The 16,168-nt window shown below is 62.7% G+C and carries 20 protein-coding genes and 1 pseudogene; 7 read left to right on the top strand and 14 right to left on the bottom strand.

All coding sequences use genetic code 11. From position 1 onward, the window contains the following. Window positions 1–185: transposase (locus tag NKI61_RS15905; protein ID WP_352840018.1), on the top strand; the 185-nt coding region annotated here is incomplete at its 5' end. Window positions 186–311: 126 nt separating this feature from the next. On the opposite strand, the gene NKI61_RS15900 is transcribed toward NKI61_RS15905, so the two are convergent. The 3 genes from NKI61_RS15900 to NKI61_RS15890 all read right to left on the bottom strand — a co-directional run bounded on the left by NKI61_RS15900 (window position 312) and on the right by NKI61_RS15890 (window position 2,210). Then, window positions 312–980 (bottom strand): NADH dehydrogenase ubiquinone Fe-S protein 4, encoded by a 669-nt coding sequence (locus NKI61_RS15900; RefSeq protein ID WP_352840017.1) that lies wholly within the window; start codon window positions 978–980, stop codon window positions 312–314. Between the two features lie 169 nt (window positions 981–1,149). Next, window positions 1,150–1,659: an Hsp20/alpha crystallin family protein gene (locus tag NKI61_RS15895; RefSeq protein WP_023696160.1), complete on the bottom strand. Its 510-nt coding sequence runs from the start codon at window positions 1,657–1,659 to the stop codon at window positions 1,150–1,152. Between the two features lie 74 nt (window positions 1,660–1,733). Further along, window positions 1,734–2,210, bottom strand: a complete 477-nt coding sequence (locus NKI61_RS15890) for an Hsp20 family protein (protein WP_352840015.1) — start codon at window positions 2,208–2,210, stop codon at window positions 1,734–1,736. Window positions 2,211–3,558: 1,348 nt separating this feature from the next. Between NKI61_RS15890 and dusA the strand changes: the two genes are divergently transcribed. Beyond that, window positions 3,559–4,554: a tRNA dihydrouridine(20/20a) synthase DusA gene (gene dusA / locus NKI61_RS15885; protein ID WP_352840014.1), complete on the top strand. Its 996-nt coding sequence runs from the start codon at window positions 3,559–3,561 to the stop codon at window positions 4,552–4,554. Between the two features lie 5 nt (window positions 4,555–4,559). On the opposite strand, the gene NKI61_RS15880 is transcribed toward dusA, so the two are convergent. Both NKI61_RS15880 and NKI61_RS15875 read right to left on the bottom strand, forming a co-directional pair. Continuing rightward, window positions 4,560–5,264 (bottom strand): TIGR02281 family clan AA aspartic protease, encoded by a 705-nt coding sequence (locus NKI61_RS15880; RefSeq protein ID WP_352840013.1) that lies wholly within the window; start codon window positions 5,262–5,264, stop codon window positions 4,560–4,562. Further along, entirely contained in the window at window positions 5,261–5,494 is a 234-nt protein-coding gene (locus tag NKI61_RS15875; RefSeq protein ID WP_023824914.1) for a DUF1289 domain-containing protein, read from the bottom strand. The genes NKI61_RS15880 and NKI61_RS15875 overlap by 4 nt, the downstream gene beginning before the upstream one ends. 186 nt (window positions 5,495–5,680) lie before the next feature. On the opposite strand from NKI61_RS15875, the gene NKI61_RS15870 reads away from it, so the two are divergent. Beyond that, window positions 5,681–6,673, top strand: a complete 993-nt coding sequence (locus tag NKI61_RS15870; RefSeq protein ID WP_023741200.1) for a nicotinate-nucleotide--dimethylbenzimidazole phosphoribosyltransferase — start codon at window positions 5,681–5,683, stop codon at window positions 6,671–6,673. Between the two features lie 9 nt (window positions 6,674–6,682). On the opposite strand, the gene NKI61_RS15865 is transcribed toward NKI61_RS15870, so the two are convergent. Further along, complete coding sequence (locus NKI61_RS15865; RefSeq protein ID WP_352512098.1) at window positions 6,683–8,206, bottom strand: sensor histidine kinase; 1,524 nt, start codon at window positions 8,204–8,206, stop codon at window positions 6,683–6,685. Window positions 8,207–8,280: 74 nt separating this feature from the next. Between NKI61_RS15865 and NKI61_RS15860 the strand changes: the two are divergent. From NKI61_RS15860 to NKI61_RS15845, 4 genes and pseudogenes are all read left to right on the top strand, one after another. Beyond that, window positions 8,281–8,905 (top strand): annotated as a pseudogene (locus tag NKI61_RS15860) (thermonuclease family protein). A gap of 39 nt (window positions 8,906–8,944) precedes the next feature. Continuing rightward, window positions 8,945–9,556 carry a glutathione S-transferase gene (locus NKI61_RS15855; protein WP_352512096.1) on the top strand — a complete coding sequence of 204 codons (612 nt, stop codon included), beginning with the start codon at window positions 8,945–8,947 and terminating at the stop codon, window positions 9,554–9,556. Beyond that, window positions 9,556–10,173 (top strand): uracil-DNA glycosylase family protein, encoded by a 618-nt coding sequence (locus NKI61_RS15850; RefSeq protein ID WP_023682484.1) that lies wholly within the window; start codon window positions 9,556–9,558, stop codon window positions 10,171–10,173. Before NKI61_RS15855 ends, NKI61_RS15850 begins: the two co-directional genes overlap by 1 nt. Window positions 10,174–10,316: 143 nt before the next feature. Then, window positions 10,317–10,808: an Lrp/AsnC family transcriptional regulator gene (locus tag NKI61_RS15845; protein ID WP_023669013.1), complete on the top strand. Its 492-nt coding sequence runs from the start codon at window positions 10,317–10,319 to the stop codon at window positions 10,806–10,808. Window positions 10,809–10,856: 48 nt separating this feature from the next. Here the strand turns inward: NKI61_RS15845 and NKI61_RS15840 are convergent, their stop codons facing one another. The 8 genes from NKI61_RS15840 to NKI61_RS15805 all read right to left on the bottom strand — a co-directional run bounded on the left by NKI61_RS15840 (window position 10,857) and on the right by NKI61_RS15805 (window position 16,109). Next, window positions 10,857–11,426, bottom strand: coding sequence for a DUF3299 domain-containing protein (locus NKI61_RS15840; protein ID WP_352512095.1), 570 nt, complete (start codon window positions 11,424–11,426; stop codon window positions 10,857–10,859). A 46-nt stretch (window positions 11,427–11,472) separates the two neighbouring features. Next, complete coding sequence (locus NKI61_RS15835; protein ID WP_280791736.1) at window positions 11,473–11,718, bottom strand: GNAT family N-acetyltransferase; 246 nt, start codon at window positions 11,716–11,718, stop codon at window positions 11,473–11,475. A gap of 18 nt (window positions 11,719–11,736) precedes the next feature. Further along, window positions 11,737–12,057, bottom strand: a complete 321-nt coding sequence (locus NKI61_RS15830) for a hypothetical protein (protein WP_245266171.1) — start codon at window positions 12,055–12,057, stop codon at window positions 11,737–11,739. After that, complete coding sequence (locus tag NKI61_RS15825; RefSeq protein WP_352840010.1) at window positions 12,017–12,721, bottom strand: DNA alkylation repair protein; 705 nt, start codon at window positions 12,719–12,721, stop codon at window positions 12,017–12,019. Before NKI61_RS15825 ends, NKI61_RS15830 begins: the two co-directional genes overlap by 41 nt. Before the next feature lie 9 nt (window positions 12,722–12,730). Continuing rightward, window positions 12,731–13,600, bottom strand: coding sequence for an NAD(P)-dependent oxidoreductase (locus NKI61_RS15820; RefSeq protein ID WP_023755279.1), 870 nt, complete (start codon window positions 13,598–13,600; stop codon window positions 12,731–12,733). A gap of 104 nt (window positions 13,601–13,704) precedes the next feature. Next, entirely contained in the window at window positions 13,705–14,535 is an 831-nt protein-coding gene (locus NKI61_RS15815) for an ABC transporter permease (protein WP_023688511.1), read from the bottom strand. Then, on the bottom strand, window positions 14,532–15,248 hold the full coding sequence (locus NKI61_RS15810; RefSeq protein WP_023669007.1) for an ABC transporter permease: 717 nt from the start codon (window positions 15,246–15,248) through the stop codon (window positions 14,532–14,534). Before NKI61_RS15810 ends, NKI61_RS15815 begins: the two co-directional genes overlap by 4 nt. 75 nt (window positions 15,249–15,323) lie before the next feature. Then, entirely contained in the window at window positions 15,324–16,109 is a 786-nt protein-coding gene (locus NKI61_RS15805; protein ID WP_023688509.1) for an ABC transporter substrate-binding protein, read from the bottom strand. Window positions 16,110–16,168 lie beyond the last annotated feature (59 nt).

The raw sequence follows: 16,168 nt of genomic DNA, 5'->3' as shown, positions 1-16,168 counted from the left end.
AATCCACCAACATGCTGGAGCGGCTCAACGAGGAAATCCGCCGGCGCACCTATGTCGTGCGCATCTTCCCCAACACCGAAAGCTGCCTGCGCCTGGTCAGGGCGTTGGCCGTCGAGACCAATGCGCCAAGCCGCATGACCAGCATCATGACCAGCATCATGGCTGCCCCATTTTGCAGAACTTGACGCACACAACCACGCATTGGGAAAGTTGTCGGCGCGCGCCCGCCCGCTGCCGCGACCGCAAGCGGGAAGGGTTTCGGGATGGTCCGTTGGGCGTCGAAGACGATCAGTGGGTTCCTTCTTGCCTTATCATGCGGCTATCCGGGAGTGCACCGGGCTGGTCCTGGTCTGGAAGCCCCGGTTTCGGACTTCCAAGGCCAGCAAGGCGAGTTCGACCTCGTCCAATCGCGACGGGCGTGCATTTTCCGGCATGCCTTCGGCGGTGGCCAGGTCGATCAGGTACTCGTTCCAGGCCCAGTTCTTGAGCACAGCGCGTTTCTCGTCGGGTGCGAGCACCGGGTCATCCACAACCTCCATCGGAGAGGCGTAGAATGTCTCCGGCTCGGAAAGCGCCGTCTGTATGTGCGCTGCCTGTGCGCCGGCGCCATAGCCGTGGCTTGCCTGGAGCCAAGCCAACTGCAGCCGCTGCCAAACCAGGTCGGAAAAGGCCTGTTTCTCCTCCGATGCATGCTGGCGCGTGACCTTGGCCTGGGAAGCAGGAGGTGCAGCCTGCACGACATAGTTGAGGCCTTGACGCTCGGCATAACGGATCGCCGCTTCCAGCGTCGGAAAGTTCAGTTCAACCTGGGTCAGGGTGTCCCGGCCACCGGTATAGCCCATCAGCGGCTCGATGAACGGGGCTGTGCGGCGTTCGAAGACCAATCGCCAGGCCTTGCGGGGCTTTGCCGAGGTCATGGCCGGGCGGCATGGCTGGTAGATCCGCGCCGTTGCGCCGTCCGGAAACACTGACCGTCCCATTGACAAAGCCGGCCCGTCTAGACGAGGCCGATTGTCATTGTCCGGCCGGACGGACGTCTTGGTTAGGTTTCTGTTGTCGCTGCTTTGAACTGTCTCCATTGCCTGTCCCTCCCGTTATGAAGGGTCGCACGGGCAGCGGCCGTAAGGGCCGCCACCCATACTGCATCCGTCAGTTCTTCCCGTTGATTGCGATCCGCTTGGCCTTCGCCTGCGCCCGCTCGGTCTTGGGCAACGTCACGGTCAGCACCCCGTTCTTGAAGGCGGCGTTGACCTTGTCTTCTTCAACCTCGTAGCCGAGCGGAATGAGGCGCTCGAAGCGACCGTAGAAGCGCTCGGAGAACTGCCGGTCCTTGTCCTCGGTCTCGGAACGCTTCTCGCCTTTAAGCTTGAGCGCCCCATTTTCCAGCAGGACTTCTATGTCGCTCTCGTCCAGGCCAGGTATTTCCGCCGTGACGCGGACTTCCTTGTCCGTGTCGGAGATTTCGACACTCGGCCAACTGGCGGCGAAAGAGGGACCGAAGGCCGGCAGTCTGGCGCCAAAGCTGCGGAAGGCGTCATCGAACAGCCGGTTTACCTCCCGGTGGAGGGAGACGAAGGGGTCTCGATCTCCGTCGGGGAAGAGACTGGGCGCCGAGTTTCCGTTGCCCCGGCCCCATGGGATCAAGTCACGTACGCTCATTGTCTTTCTCCTTTTGTAGGTCTCTGAGTCGGGCGGGACGCCCGGCTCAAGCGAAAGCCTTCATGGTGGATTGCTCAGGCGGCCAGCTTGTCGGTCTCGACCTTGGGCGCCTCGATCTTCGGCATGGGAGCCCCGCTGGAGATTTCGATCTTGCGCGGTTTCATCTCCTGGGGAACCTCGCGCTTGAGATCGATGCTCAGCAGCCCGTTCTCAAGGCTGGCGCCCTCGACTTTGACATGATCGGCCAGTTCGAACCGACGCTCGAAAGCGCGCCCGTTGATGCCGCGGTACAGATACCGGCCGTTCTCATCGCCGGATTGCGACCCGCTCACAACCAGCATGTTGGGCTGGTGGGTGACGGTCAGCTGGTCCTGCGGGAAACCGGCGACCGCCATCGTGATGCGATACTGATCATCATCAACCTTGGCGATATCGTAGGGCGGCCAGTTGTCGAACGAGGCCACACGGCTCGCACTTTCAAGCATGTCGACCATGCGGTCGAAGCCGATGCTGGACCGGTATAGAGGGGTAAAATCGAGGTTTGTCTTCATAGCCACATCCTCCTTTGAGCAACATGGACAACAGAAGGCGCCCAAGAGCCTTGCCGCCTCCTGGTGTTGCCGGCCCCATTAGGCTGCCGGCGACCATCAATTTAGAATCGCGACTTACACCTTCAAGAGCAAGAATAGGAAAATTTTCATCGGCAATCTGGGCGAACGCACCAATGCCACCCCGTCCGCCGGCGGGGTCACTCGCCGACGGGTCCATGGTGCAAGAACAACGACGTCGCCCTTAAATCCGATCGACGAATGGTACGAACGCGGCCACTGCCGCGCTGTCACTGCAGTCAGGACCGGCACGCTCATCCGATTGATCCAACTGTTGCAACGCATCCATGATCGTGTCGAAGGTGACCGGTTCACCCGCTCGCGGCAGCATGCGAAGCGCTGGCACGGATTCTACGGCGCAGGCTCCGATGCCCATGAAGAAAGAATGGCGCGCTTCTCCTGAGCGTCCAGGGCAACGTCGGCCAAAACGTCGTGGGGATGTTTGAAATGCCGCGCCGGATGCAGCAAGCGGTCCAGAAAAACGTCAGGGGCCCACGGGTTCAATCGATGCAAAATAGCTCGAAATGGGTCCTTCCATGGATGGTCCGCCGCTTCAGACAATCTCATGCGTGTTTGAGTCTGGCGGCTCTCGCCATTCCCGCCGGCGAAATTTTGGAACGTCTCAAGCAAGTTTCAATGGCTCGGCACGGGTCACATTGCCGTCGTCAACGCCTTGGAACCATTTTATCGGGCCGGTCAAACAATCGGCGAGAATCTCAATTCTGACGTCGGGCGAACTCGAAGGCCGAATCCGGCAGGAGAAACAGTCATGTCTTACCCTCTCCAGGACCTTGTGCATTGGCTTGATCACTGAGCCCTGATGCTCTCGACCGGCCGCCTTGTTCCGGCCATCGCACAGGAAATTCCGAACGACTTCAGCGCAATCGTGTGTCAGAGACTGCCAGCGGCTGTCGCGATCACGACCAGGCAGATCATCCAGGATCAAACGACGCTCAACGACTTCCCCAGGTGATGTTGATACCGAGAGTCATCGTCCGGCACCCTGGGCGGCTCGACCACGACCGAAGCGAACGAGCCGTTCGCGATCGAGGGTGGCGGAGCATAGCGAGGGCTGCGGCCTTGGAGCGGCGAGGGGACTTGCCTACATCGCACATGTCGTCGATATGAAGGTCGATGAGTTCGCCGAAGGCTTCAGGCGCGCTAACAGGGCTTCGGCGTCTCACTGCGATCGACTTGGTGTCGGTGCCCTGGCGCCGCGCAACGTCGCGTTGCAGGAAGGTCTCGCTGACGCAGCGTGTGCGGTAGGTTCTAAGGTTCTGATGTTAAACAGATGCTGAAATACCAAGAGCATAAACTGGCCGTGGCCCCGATGATGGACTGGACCGACCGGCATTGCCGGTTCTTCCACCGCCAGCTGACGCGGCGTGCGCTGCTCTACACCGAAATGGTGGTAGCGGACGCTGTCATCCATGGTGCGCGCGAGCGGCTGCTTGGTTTTGACGAGACCGAACATCCGCTGGCACTGCAACTCGGTGGCTCCGATGCGCAAAAGCTGGCCGAGGCGGCGCGCATCGGCGAGGCGTTCGGTTACGACGAAATCAATCTCAATGTCGGCTGTCCGTCCGACCGGGTCCAATCCGGCACGTTCGGCGCCTGCCTGATGAAAGTGCCTGACCTCGTCGCCGATTGTGTGGAGACGATGAAGGCGGCGGTGACAATCCCGGTGACGGTCAAATGCCGCATCGGCGTCGACGAGCAGGATCCGGAGCCCGCGCTCGACGCGCTGGCCGACGGCGTCTTCGCGGCCGGCGCCGACGCGCTGTGGGTGCATGCGCGCAAGGCCTGGCTGGAGGGTCTGAGCCCGAAGGAAAATCGCGACATCCCGCCGCTCGACTATGACAGGGTCTATCGCCTCAAGGCGGGAAAATCGAACAAATTCATCGGCATCAATGGCGGCGTTCAATCGCTCGAAGAGGCGGCTCGCCACCTCGATCATGTCGATGGCGCCATGCTTGGCCGCGCCGCCTACCACACGCCAGGCATCCTGGCCGGCGTCGACGCGGCATTCTACGGCGGCAAGGCCGGCGCCTACGATTTTGCCGCGCTGATCCACACGATGGCCGACTATGCGGCGCGGCATATCGAGCAGGGCGGGCGGCTCGGCCACGTCACTCGCCACATGGTCGGGCTGTTCCACGGCCTGCCGGGCGCGCGCCGCTTCCGGCAGATACTGTCCACCGACGCGACGAAACCCGGCGCCGGACCGGATGTGCTGAAGGCAGCGTTCGCTGCCGTCGATTTCGACCGTGTTGAAAAGGCCGCTTAAGCAGTTCAGTCGCGTAAGATCATCCGGTCGCCGCGCACGTCGAAACCCGACAGCGAACCGATGAAGTTCATGCCGAGCAGGCTCTGGCTGAGCGCGCCGGGCGCGGCGACCATCACCTGCATGTTCTTGCGCACGATGCCGCCGATCGCCAGTTCGTCGGTGCGCACCGAAGCGGCGCGTGCCATGCCATTGGCGGTCGAGACCGGGACGGTGAAGCTCAGCGCTGCCGGATTGAAGCCGGCCGCCTGCGCGTCTTCGGCGGTGAGCACTGTACTGGTCGCGCCGGTATCGACGACGGTGCGGATCGGCACGCCGTTGATCGTGATGCGGGCCTCGAAATGGCCGCTGTCGGCCTTGTCCAGGGTCACGGTGGCATGGCCGTCCTCGACGCCGAGCGCCAGCGGGCTGCCGGGAACGAGGCCCGCCGTCACCCGGCTGGCGAAATCCTGCAACTCGTAGCGGTACTGGTAGCCGGCGACGAGCGCCAGCACGATCAGGGCCCACGTGCCGAGATTGCGGGCCATGACGCCGAGCGGCCTGCCGGACCGGACAAGGCCGGCGCTGACGAGCAAGCCGATCGCCCCCAGCCAGACCAGACGGCTGAAATCGTAATTCTCGATGCCGAACGTGCTGCCGGCGTCGTTGTTGATCATCAGCAGCACCAGCCCGAGGCCGATTGCCGCCATCACGATCCAGAACAGCCGCCTCAAGAGAGGACGTCGCGCTCGCGCGCCATCCGGCTGCGGCGTGTTTCCCGGCGCGGCCGGCGCTCGACCGTTTCCAATCGGGCCGGCAACTCGGCCATGACGCTGCGGCGTACCTCCGGCGTCATGCCCATCCAGGCGCCGATTTCATCGCGCGTGCGGCCACAGCCGAAGCAGAAGCCGGTTTTCATGTCGATCGAACAGACCAGGATGCACGGGGATTCGATGGCCGTCATGACTTTCTCTTGAAGGCTCCGTCCGGAATCCTCATTTCATCTCCACATGGTGCAACGGCAAAGCCAATGCAAGCCCTTCGGAATGCGGCGCGGGCAACCGCTTTCGCGCCAATGTCGAGGGGAGTTGTGCCGGCCGGGCAAGGCGGTTATGCCGCTGATCAACCACAGGGGATGATCAGGACCGACATGACCAGCGCGCTGCCCTTCGACGATTTTCGCAATCTGCTGGCGAGCCTGCCGCCTGCCGATACAGTCGTGGAAAACAGGGTGCGCACCCTGTTTTCCAAGGCCGACAAGCCGAAAGCCTCGCTTGGCCGTATCGAGGACATCGCCGCCTGGCTTGCTGCCTGGAGCGGGCGCGCCCCGCCGGCGGTGAACCGGCCCCTGGTGGCGATCTTCGCCGGTAACCATGGCGTGGCCCGCCACGGCATCTCGCCGCGCCCTGTCGCTGCGACCGCCAACGCCGTTGAGCTGTGCGCTGCCGGCGGTGCGGCAATCAACCAGATCTGCGTCGCCAACAATCTTGGCCTCAAGGTGTTCGATCTGGCGCTGCACATTGCGACCGCCGACATCACCGAGGACGCCGCCCTCGACGAACGCGGCTGCGCCGCCACCATGGCCTTCGGGATGGAAGCCATCGCCGGTGGCGCCGATCTGATTTGCCTCGGCGATCTCGGCGTCGGCAACTCCACCGTTGCGGCGGCCTTGTGCGCTGCCCTGTTAGGTGGCAGCGGCGCCGACTGGGTCGGCCCCGCCTCCGACGCGGCCATGCAGGCGCGCAAAGCTGATGTAGTCGATGCAGCCGTCGCCTTCCATGGTGCGGCTCTGAAGGACCCGTTGGAAGCACTGCGCCGGGTCGGTGGCCGCGAGTTTGCGGCCATTGCCGGCGCCATCCTCGCCGCCCGGATGCAAAAAATCCCGGTGCTGCTCGACGGCTTCGCCGCGACCGCCGCCGCTGCCGTGCTGCATGCCGCCAACCCGGGTGCGCTCGACCATTGCCTGCTGGCCAGCCAGTCGCCCGAACCCGGCCAAAGGCTTGCCGCCGAGCGGCTCGGCCTCAGGCCGCTGTTCGATCTCGGCATCAGCCACGGCGAAGGGGTAGGGGCTGCCCTTGCCGCCGGTCTGGTCAAGGCGGCGGCGCTTACCAGTTCGGGCATGGCGGCGGCGGTCAAAGCCTAGAACAAGCTGTCAACGTCGGCGGGCCGCCGCCACGGTCTTGGTTGGCAGCGCCGGCAGTTCCTCCATCACTCGGGCGAGCGGGAAGATGGCGATTGCCTCGGTGCCTTCGCGCAATTTCGACTGAAGTTCGAATTCGCCGCCATGCATGGCGAGCAGGCCCTGCACAATCGGCAGTCCGAGCCCGGTGCCCTGTTCGGCGCTCTTGATGGCGATCGAGCCCTGGCCGAAGGCGGACAGCACGATCGGGATTTCGTCTTCCGGTATGCCCGGCCCATTGTCCTTGACCGAAATGTACTGGCCGCCGCCCGCCGTCCAGCCGACGCGCACGCGAACTTCGCCGCCGGTGGCGGTGAATTTGATGGCGTTGGACAGGAGGTTGAGCGTGATCTGCCGCACCGCGCGCTCGTCGGCGAACAGCCGCGGCAGGGCACTTTCGAAATCCTGGACGATGCGGATGTCCTTGTTGCGCGCCTTCAATTCCATCATGTGGCAGCAATCTTCGGCGATGTTGAGCAGCATCACCGGCTCTTCGTTGAGCTGATAGCGGCCGGCCTCGATGCGCGACAGATCAAGGATTTCGTTGATCAGGTCGAGCAGATGCTGGCCGGAATCGTGCACGTCGCGGGCGTAGTCGCGATAGGTGGGGTTGCTCATCGGCCCGAGCACCTCATTGGCCATCACCTCGGAAAACCCGAGAATGGCGTTGAGGGGCGTCCTCAGCTCATGGCTCATAGAAGCAAGGAAGCGCGACTTCGCCAGATTGGCGTCTTCGGCCCGCCGACGAGCTTCGTCCGACATTGATTTCGCTGTCTCCACCTCGGCGAGCAGCGCATCCTTTTCGGAGCGGAAGGACAGAAGTATCAGCGACGAGCGGTTGAGATGGCGCGCGATATAGGCAAAGAACGGCAATGCCGCGACCAGCAGGGCGACCATGATCGTCCCGACCGGCACCCAAAATTTCGTTTCAGCATAGGCATAGACCGCCACCGGAACGACGAAGGTGGCAAGCAGAGAGCCGCGCAAGGACGACGCCATGATAGCGGTCGCCGCCATGGCCAGCAGCAGCACCACCGCCTTGGCGGCCTGGAACTGGTCGATCTGGCAGGTGGCGCAGCCGAGCCATGCGAACCACGCCCAGCCGAGGCCGCACAGCGAATGTCCGATCAGGAATTCCCTGCGGGTGCGAACAGGATTGAGCTCGGCGGCTTCGGTGCGCTCGACGCGGCGCGCCATGAAGGCGACGATCGAATAGCAGATCAGGGTGAACAGCGCCCAGACGCTGATCTGTTTGTCCACACCGGCCAGCAGCCCGGCCGCCGCGACCGCCAACACCAGCAGTGGGATGACGGCTGCGCCGCCCACCATGGTCCCGGCGTGCAGCTTCAGCAGCTCGCGGTCGAAGTCGAGATTGCCGACCTGCTGCGAAAGACGGTCGCGCGTCTTGCGCACCGCGCGCGCCACATCGCTGTTGCGGTGCGGTTTCCGGCGGTCCACAATGAATTTATCCGCTGTGTTCGAGCGTAGCAGAGGCATGGAAACTTCGATTTATGCGCGCAGCGATTTCATTCGTTAAGCTACGTTCGAATGATTAAGAGACTGTTTGCCATATGAGCCGTTCGTGGTCGCCAAGGCCGCGCCGGCGATACTATCCGCCGCCGCCGCGAAGCCTGTGGCGCAAGCTGCTGGATTACGCGCTGACGGTCATTCTGCTCGGCCTGCTGATCCTGCTCGCCGCACGCCTCGACCGTTTCGAGACGCGCAAGGCGCAAGGGGCGGCGATCGTGAACGATGGCGATTCACTCACTCTTGGCACCGAACGTATCCGCATGCGCGGCATCGACGCTCCGGAATACCAGCAGATCTGCCGTAGGGATGGCGCAGACTACGCCTGCGGCAGGCTGGCGCGCCAGGCGCTGGTGCGGCTGATATCAGGAAATCCCGGTGACCTGCAGCGGCTGGCAGCGCGACCGCTACGGCCGCCTGCTCGGCGATTGCAAGGCCGGTGGAAAGGATCTCAACCGGGCCCAGGTTGAGGCCGGCTGGGCAATTGCCTATGGCGATTTCGACACCGAGCAGGCCATTGCCCGCGCCGGCAAGGTTGGCATCTGGGCCGGCACGTTCGATCGGCCGCAAGACTGGCGCGAAAGCCACCACGGCGGCCCGCTCGAAAGAAAGCACGGCACCCTGGCTTCGGTCGGTGACGCCTTGCGAGAGATGTTTCGCTTCTGGTGACGAGCACTATAGTTGAAGGACCAGATCGGGAGGATAAGCATGAAACTGTTCGACGGCGGCCGCGCCCCCAATCCGCGGCGCGTGCGGGTTTTCCTCGCCGAAAAGGGCATCGCAGTGCCGCTGGTGCCGGTCGACATGGGCGCGATGGGGCACAAGCAGGAGCCGGTCAGGTCGCGCAACCCGCTGCAGCGGCTGCCGGTGCTCGAGCTCGACGGCGGTACCATCCTCACCGAATCCGTCGCCATCTGCCGCTATTTCGAGGAACTGCATCCCGAACCGGCGCTGTTCGGGCAAGGCGCGCTCGGCAAGGCCAAGGTCGAGATGTGGCAAAGGCGCATGGAGTTCAATCTGCTCAGCTGCGTCGCCCAGGCTTTTCGCCACATCCATCCGGCGATGAAGGAATGGGAAATTCCGCAGATCCCCCAATGGGGCGAGGCCAACAAGGCGAAAGCGGTCGAATTCCTGAAACTGCTCGACCCCGAACTGGCAAACCGCGAATTCGCCGCCGGCGACGCCTATTCGATCGCCGATATCACCGGCATGATCGCCATGGATTTCATGAAACCGGCGCGCATCAAAGTGCCGGACGAGTGCACCAACGTGCTGCGCTGGTACAGCGCCGTCTCGAGCCGTCCGAGCGCTTCCGCCTGATGGAGGCGGAACTCGAACGCTTGACGGCAAAGGTCCGCGCCTGCCGCATCTGCGTCGACACTCCGGTCGGCAGGCCACTGCCGCACGAGCCGCGCCCGGTGCTGCTGCCATCATCCAGTGCCCGCATCCTGCTCGCCGGCCAGGCGCCAGGCACAAAGGTGCATTTGTCGGGCATGCCGTTCACCGACGCCTCCGGCGACCGCTTGCGAAGCTGGCTGGGCGTGACAAGCGAGGAATTCTACGACACGGATAAATTCGCCATCGTGCCAATGGGGTTCTGCTTCCCCGGCCAGGACGCTAAGGGCGGCGACCTGCCGCCGCGCCGAGAATGCGCGCTGGCCTGGCGCGCGCCGCTGATGGCGCTGATGCCGCAGATCGACCTCGTTTTGACAATCGGCTCCTACGCGCAATCCTGGCATATGGGCGCCACGCGCCGGCCGTCGCTGACCGAAACCGTGAAGGACTGGCGCACCATCTGGGATGCGCCGGCCAGCCTGAAAGTGCTGCCGCTGCCACACCCGTCATGGCGCAACTCAGGATGGCTGAAGCAGAATCCATGGTTTGAAATGGATTTGCTGCCGTTTCTGAGATCGGAAATCCGCTATCGCATAGATTAGACTTTAAGCAAGATATCACTCGCTTTTGTGCCATCCGGCAGAATTTCTTTCTTGTGAAAGGTCGAAATAAGAGGGAGTATAGCCAATCTATTCCCAAAGCGCGTCGCGCCCGAGGGAACGCGGCCTGCACCAGGAGCACCTCAATGGATCGCCTCGACAGAAAAATTCTCCGCCTCCTGCAGGAGGACGCGACGCTCGCGGTTGCCGATGTCGCCAAGAAAGTCGGCCTGTCGACGACGCCGTGCTGGCGCCGCATCCAGAAGCTGGAGGAAGAGGGAGTCATCAAGCGGCGCGTCGCCATTCTCGACCACGAAAAGGTCAATGTGCGCGTCACCGTCTTCGTGTCGATCCGCACCAATTCGCACAGCCATGAATGGCTGCGGCGTTTCTCGGAAGTCATCCAGGAATTTCCCGAGGTGGTCGAATTCTACCGCATGAGCGGCGACGTCGATTATCTCTTGCGCGTCGTGGTGCCCGATATCGCCGCCTATGACGCCTTCTACAAGCGGCTGATCGCCAAGATTGAGATCCGCGACGTATCGTCGTCCTTCGCCATGGAGCAGATCAAGTACACGACCGAAATGCCGCTCGACTACATGCTGCTGGACAAGGAATCCGGCGCCAACGCGGCCTGAGCGCGGTTGTCTGTGACCGGGCGGTGACGCTGCACAAGCAGGCGCCGTTTAGTTCTTCTTTTTGTTGAGGAAACTCCAGGGCGAGTTGACCGGCAGCGTGATCGTGTCCGGCACCGTGTCGACTGCCACCACATCGGCTTTGCGTACGGTGTAGCCGGACTGGATGATGCTGACGCCGTCGAGAATGAACAACTGGCTCTTCTCCAAGCCGGGCCGCAAAGCGCCGGTCACGGCAACCGACTCATAGGACTGCGACATCTTGTAGGGACGGGCCGGCGTCACCAGCACGATCTGGTTGGGCGGCGGCGTCGGCATGTGGCTGCAAGCGCCTGTCCACGGCACCAGCAGGAATTGGTAGACGAGATCGCCATCACGGTCGACCGGCAATGCGTAGCCGGCTAATTGTACTATCTTGTCTTGCAGGTTGAGCGACAATGTCTCGCCACGATCGGGCAGTTTTGCCGCAATCATCGGCAGGCCGGCATCTTCGGCCACCGCCTGCGTCGCAGGACGCAGATCTTTCCAGAAGATGTGCGCGGTTTGGCCTGAGGCGTTGGTAGCGGTGAACACCAACAACGCGGCTGCAAGCGCCAAGGTCGATTTGAGAGGACTGCTCATCGGCCGCTTCCTTTGTGCAGGAGTAAAGACGCCGCGGCCGATCGCGTCAACGCTCGAGCCGCATCACATGTCTGCGAGAGCCGGCCATGCCGACCTCATGGAACCCGCGAGCGATGAACATGTCGCGAAACCCCATGAAACGGTAGCTCGGCGATGCCTCGCCGACCGGGTAGGCCTCGATCACGCCGGCGCCCTTGGCAAAGGCGTGATCTATGGCAGCGTCAAGCAGCGCGGCCGCCAGCCCGCCGCCGCGCAGCGCCCTTGGCACGTAAAAGCAGACGATCGACCAGATGCCGGTCTCGTCATCGTCCTATTGCGACGTCAGCTTCCGATATGTCTGGCGCGGCGCGACCGAGCACCAGCCGACGGTCTTGCCGTCAATCTGGGCCAAGATTCCGACCGGCGTGCCGGCCTCGACAAGCGCCATCATGGCCCGTTTCAACTCGGCGTGCTGAACATGCTCGCGGCGGCCGGGCAGGGGCCGCCAGGCCATGCACCAGCAATACTTCGGACGCCCTTGCGCTTCGAAGAGGCCTTCGAAATCGGCGCGCGTCTGCCGCGTCACCTCGGTGAACCGGACGTTGGCCAGGTCAGCCTTTTCTGGGGGCGATCCGCTCGATGATCTTGGCATTGGTGAGTTCCCGTACGGCGTCCTTGCCAATCCAGCGAGCCGTCTTGTCGGTCGACTGGGCCAGCCGTTCGGCCACGGCAAGGGCAGCACCGTGCATCTCCAACGATCGCTTGCCGATCGAACGAAGCGCCCAGTTTGCCGCCTTCTTCACGAAATTGCGGCTGTCGGCGGCATGCGCTTCGATGATCGGCAGGAAGCCGAGGAAAGTCGCCACCGGCTCCTGCTTCCGGTGCACGACGGACCACGCCATCATCGCAAAGGCCGTGCGTCGAACGAACTCGCGCTCGTCCGCCGCGAACTCTTCAATCAGCTCCTTCCAGGCGTCCGTGTCGACGAAGAGATCGGAGACGCCGTCGACGATATCCCAGGAATCGAAGGACGCGGCCCATTGTCGTGCATCCGCGGCTGAGAAGCGCTTCGGGTCGGCCGTGACGGAAGCGATGAACTGCGCCTCCATGATGCCGGTCTGCCAAAGCTCGAAAGCACGCTCGTGGTTGCGTCTGATCTTTTTGGCGATCTGCCGCTGCATGCCATGCGAGATGCCGAGCGCGCGCTCGATCTTGATGCCGTAGCGCAGCATACCGCGGCGATTGTCCTCCGAGCCGATCGAGCGCAAATGGGCGACGATCTCATCGGCGCTCGATTGGGGCGAAAGCTCGGCCATTGCGAACGCCTATTTTTCCAGGCGCGCCAGCAGGGACGAGGTGTCCCAGCGCTTGCCGCCCATCGCCTGCACATCCTTGTAGAACTGGTCGACAAGGGCGGTCACCGGCAGTCTCGCGCCATTGCGGTCGGCTTCATCGAGGCAGATGCCGAGATCCTTGCGCATCCAGTCGACGGCGAAGCCGAAATCATATTTACCGGCATTCATCGTCTTGTGGCGGTTCTCCATCTGCCAGGACCCGGCAGCGCCCTTGGAAATCACCTCGATGACCTTCTCGATGTCGAGCCCGGCCTTCTTGCCGAAATGGATGCCTTCGGCCAGTCCCTGAACCAGCCCGGCAATGGTGATCTGATTGATCATTTTCGTGAGCTGGCCGGCGCCCGACGGACCCATCAGCCCGACCATCCGGGCAAAGGCGTCGATGACCGGCCTGGCCTTGTCGAAGGCAGCCTGCTCGCCGCCGACCATCACCGTCAGCACGCCGTTCTCGGCGCCCGCCTGCCCGCCGGAAACCGGCGCGTCGAGGAAGGAAAAGCCGGCCTTTTCAGCGGCGTCGGCCAGTTCGCGCGCGACTTCGGCCGAGGCGGTGGTGTTGTCGATGAAAACGGAGCCTTTTTTTATCGCGGCGAAGGCGCCATCGGCCCCGGTCGTCACCGAGCGCAGATCGTCGTCATTGCCGACGCAGGAGAAGACGAAATCCTGGCCCTCTGCGGCCTCTGCCGGCGTCAAAGCAAGCTTGCCGCCATGCTGGGCAACCCATTGCTCGGCTTTCGCTGCGGTGCGGTTGTAGACGGTGACCTCATGGCCACCTTTGTTCCTGAGGTGCCCGGCCATGGGATAGCCCATCACGCCAAGACCGAGAAATGCCACAGATGCCATGGGTTTGCCCTTCAGATGAAAGCGAAATTGTCAGCGCAAGCTCTAGGCACTGCACACAATTCGTCAAGACGCGCATGAGCCGATCGACTGGTACAGCCGACCGCTCAGCGGATCAGATGAATGGTGATCCGTCGCTCGATCCATTCGACGCCGTGGCGCAGGATCTCGACCATCACCAGATAGACGATGGCGACCCAGACATAGGCCTGGAAGTCGAAGGACTTGGCGTAGGCGAGCTTCGCGTTGCCCATCAAATCATAGACGGTGATGATGGCAACGATGGCAGAGGCCTTGATCATCAAGACGAGCTCGTTGCCGTAGGGTCGGAGCGCCACGATAAACGCTTGCGGCAGGATGACCTTGCGCAGCGTCTGCAGCTTGTGCAGGCCGAGCGAAGCAGCGCCCTCCCATTGGCCCCTCGGAACACTCTCGATGGCACCGCGCAGGATTTCGGCCTGGTAGGCGGCGGTGTTGAGCGCGAAGGCGAACACACCGCAATTGAAGGCGTCGCGGAAGAACCACCACAGCCCGACGGATTCGAGTTGCACCCGGAATGAGCCCAGGCCGTAATAGACGAGATAGACCTGGACCAGCAGCGGCGTGCCGCGGAAGAAGTAGACGTAGCAATAGGCCAGGACGGACAGATAGCGGTTCTTCGACATGCGGGCATAGGTGACGGGCAGCGAAAAAAGCGCGCCGAGCACCATCGAGATGGCCACCAGCGCAAGCGTGGTTCCCAAGCCCTGCAGATAGGCCGGCGCGTATCTGGCGAAGAATTCGCCATTCCAAGCGTAAACCAGATAGACGGCGATGCCGATGCCGAACAGGATCCAGAAGCCGACCAGCGCGTAGCCGACGATACGGGCCCGCGGCCAGCCTCGCGCCCGTGGTGGTGGCTTCTCGATGTCGACGGCGGCGCGCGTCACGACGCTCATCGTGCCTCCCTCCTCCCGAGCGAACGCAGGATGAAGCCGGTGGCGATCGACGACAGGATGGCAAGGATAAGGAACACCATCGCCGCGACGCTGTAGAACAGGAAGGAATGTTTGGTGACACGGGCCGCCACGCCGGCGTTGCGCAAGGTTTCAGCCAGATTGACGACCGACACCAGGGCCGTGTCCTTGAGCAGGCTCAGCCAGCAATTCTCAAGGCCGGGGAAGGCGATGCGCAGCAGCTGCGGCAGGATCACCTTGCGCATCGTCTGCCATTTCGACAGCCCGATCGCATAGCCGCCCTCATACTGGCCCTTCGGAATGGCGCGAAAGGCCGACAGGAAGACTTCGCTGGAATACGACGAAAAGATCAGCGACAGCACGATCATGCCGGCGAGGAAGCTGTCGACATCGACCGTCGCTTCCGGCCTGAACAGACGGATGACATACTGCAAGAGGATCGGCATGCCGAAGAAGAACAGGAAAAGCGTCACCAGTTCCGGCAGTCCGCGAAACACCGTGGTGTAGATGTTGGCAGCCACGCGAAGCGACGGCTCTTCGGATTGTTTTGCCCAGGCGACGAAAAAGCCGATCGTCAGGCCGATCGGCAGTGTCGCCAGCGCGAGCGCAATGGTGACCAGTGCGCCATAGGCAATATCGTCAATCCAGCCATCGGGTCCCCAAGTGAGAAGTATCCATATGTTCTGGCTTGGCATTGACGGGTCTTGTCTCCACTTCTGTCAGGCCAAGGCGGCAGCAGGAAATTTCCCCTGCCGCCTTGTTTCAGACGATCAGGACTCGGCGCCGAAGACGTCGAACTTGAAGTATTTGTCGTTGATTTCCTTGTACTTTCCGTTGGCGCGGATTGCGTCGATGGCGCTGTTCAACTTGTTGACCAGATCCGTCTCGCCCTTGCGCACGGCGATGCCGGCGCCCGGTCCAAAGATATCGACCGGCTGCGGCGAAGGCTGGCCGAGAATCTTGCAGCAGGCGCCATCAGGCGAATCCAGGAACTGTTGCAACACGACGATATCGTCCTCGATCGCGTCGAGACGGCCATTGGCGAGATCAGCCTGCTCTTCGGGGCTGCTCGGATAGCCCTTGACCGTGCTGTCCGTATAGGTTTTCGAGGCATAATTGAAATGCGTCGTGGTGGTTGCGACGCCGATGGTCTTGCCGGCCAGGTCTTCCTTGGTCACGCCCTTGAGGGTCGAATCCTTGGGTACCGCGATCGCCGACGGCGTGTTGTAGTATTTGTGGGTGAAGTCAACCTTCTCGGCGCGCTCCGGCGTGATCGACATCGAGGCGACGATGGCGTCGAACTTGCCGGCCTGCAGGGCCGGAATGATGCCGTCCCAATCCTGGGCGACGAAGGTGCACTTGACCTTCATCTCGTCGCAGAGCGCCTTGGCGATGTCGATGTCGAAGCCCACGAGCTGGCCGTCGGAGGTCAGGTTGTTGAATGGGGGGTAGGCGCCTTCGGTGCCGATTCTCAGGGTCGTTTCCTGAGCCTGGGCGACGCCGAGCGTCAGCAGCGCAGCCGATGCGGCGAGCGCGATACGCAGTGCAATACGCATGATAGTCCTCTCTTTATGGCTCCCGGCCGTCGTTCCGGAACGGCTCTGTGGGGCGGTGC

The organism is Mesorhizobium sp. M0514 (assembly GCF_040321145.1).
Lineage (GTDB): Bacteria > Pseudomonadota > Alphaproteobacteria > Rhizobiales > Rhizobiaceae > Mesorhizobium.
This window is presented reverse-complemented; position numbering and strand designations above follow the sequence as displayed.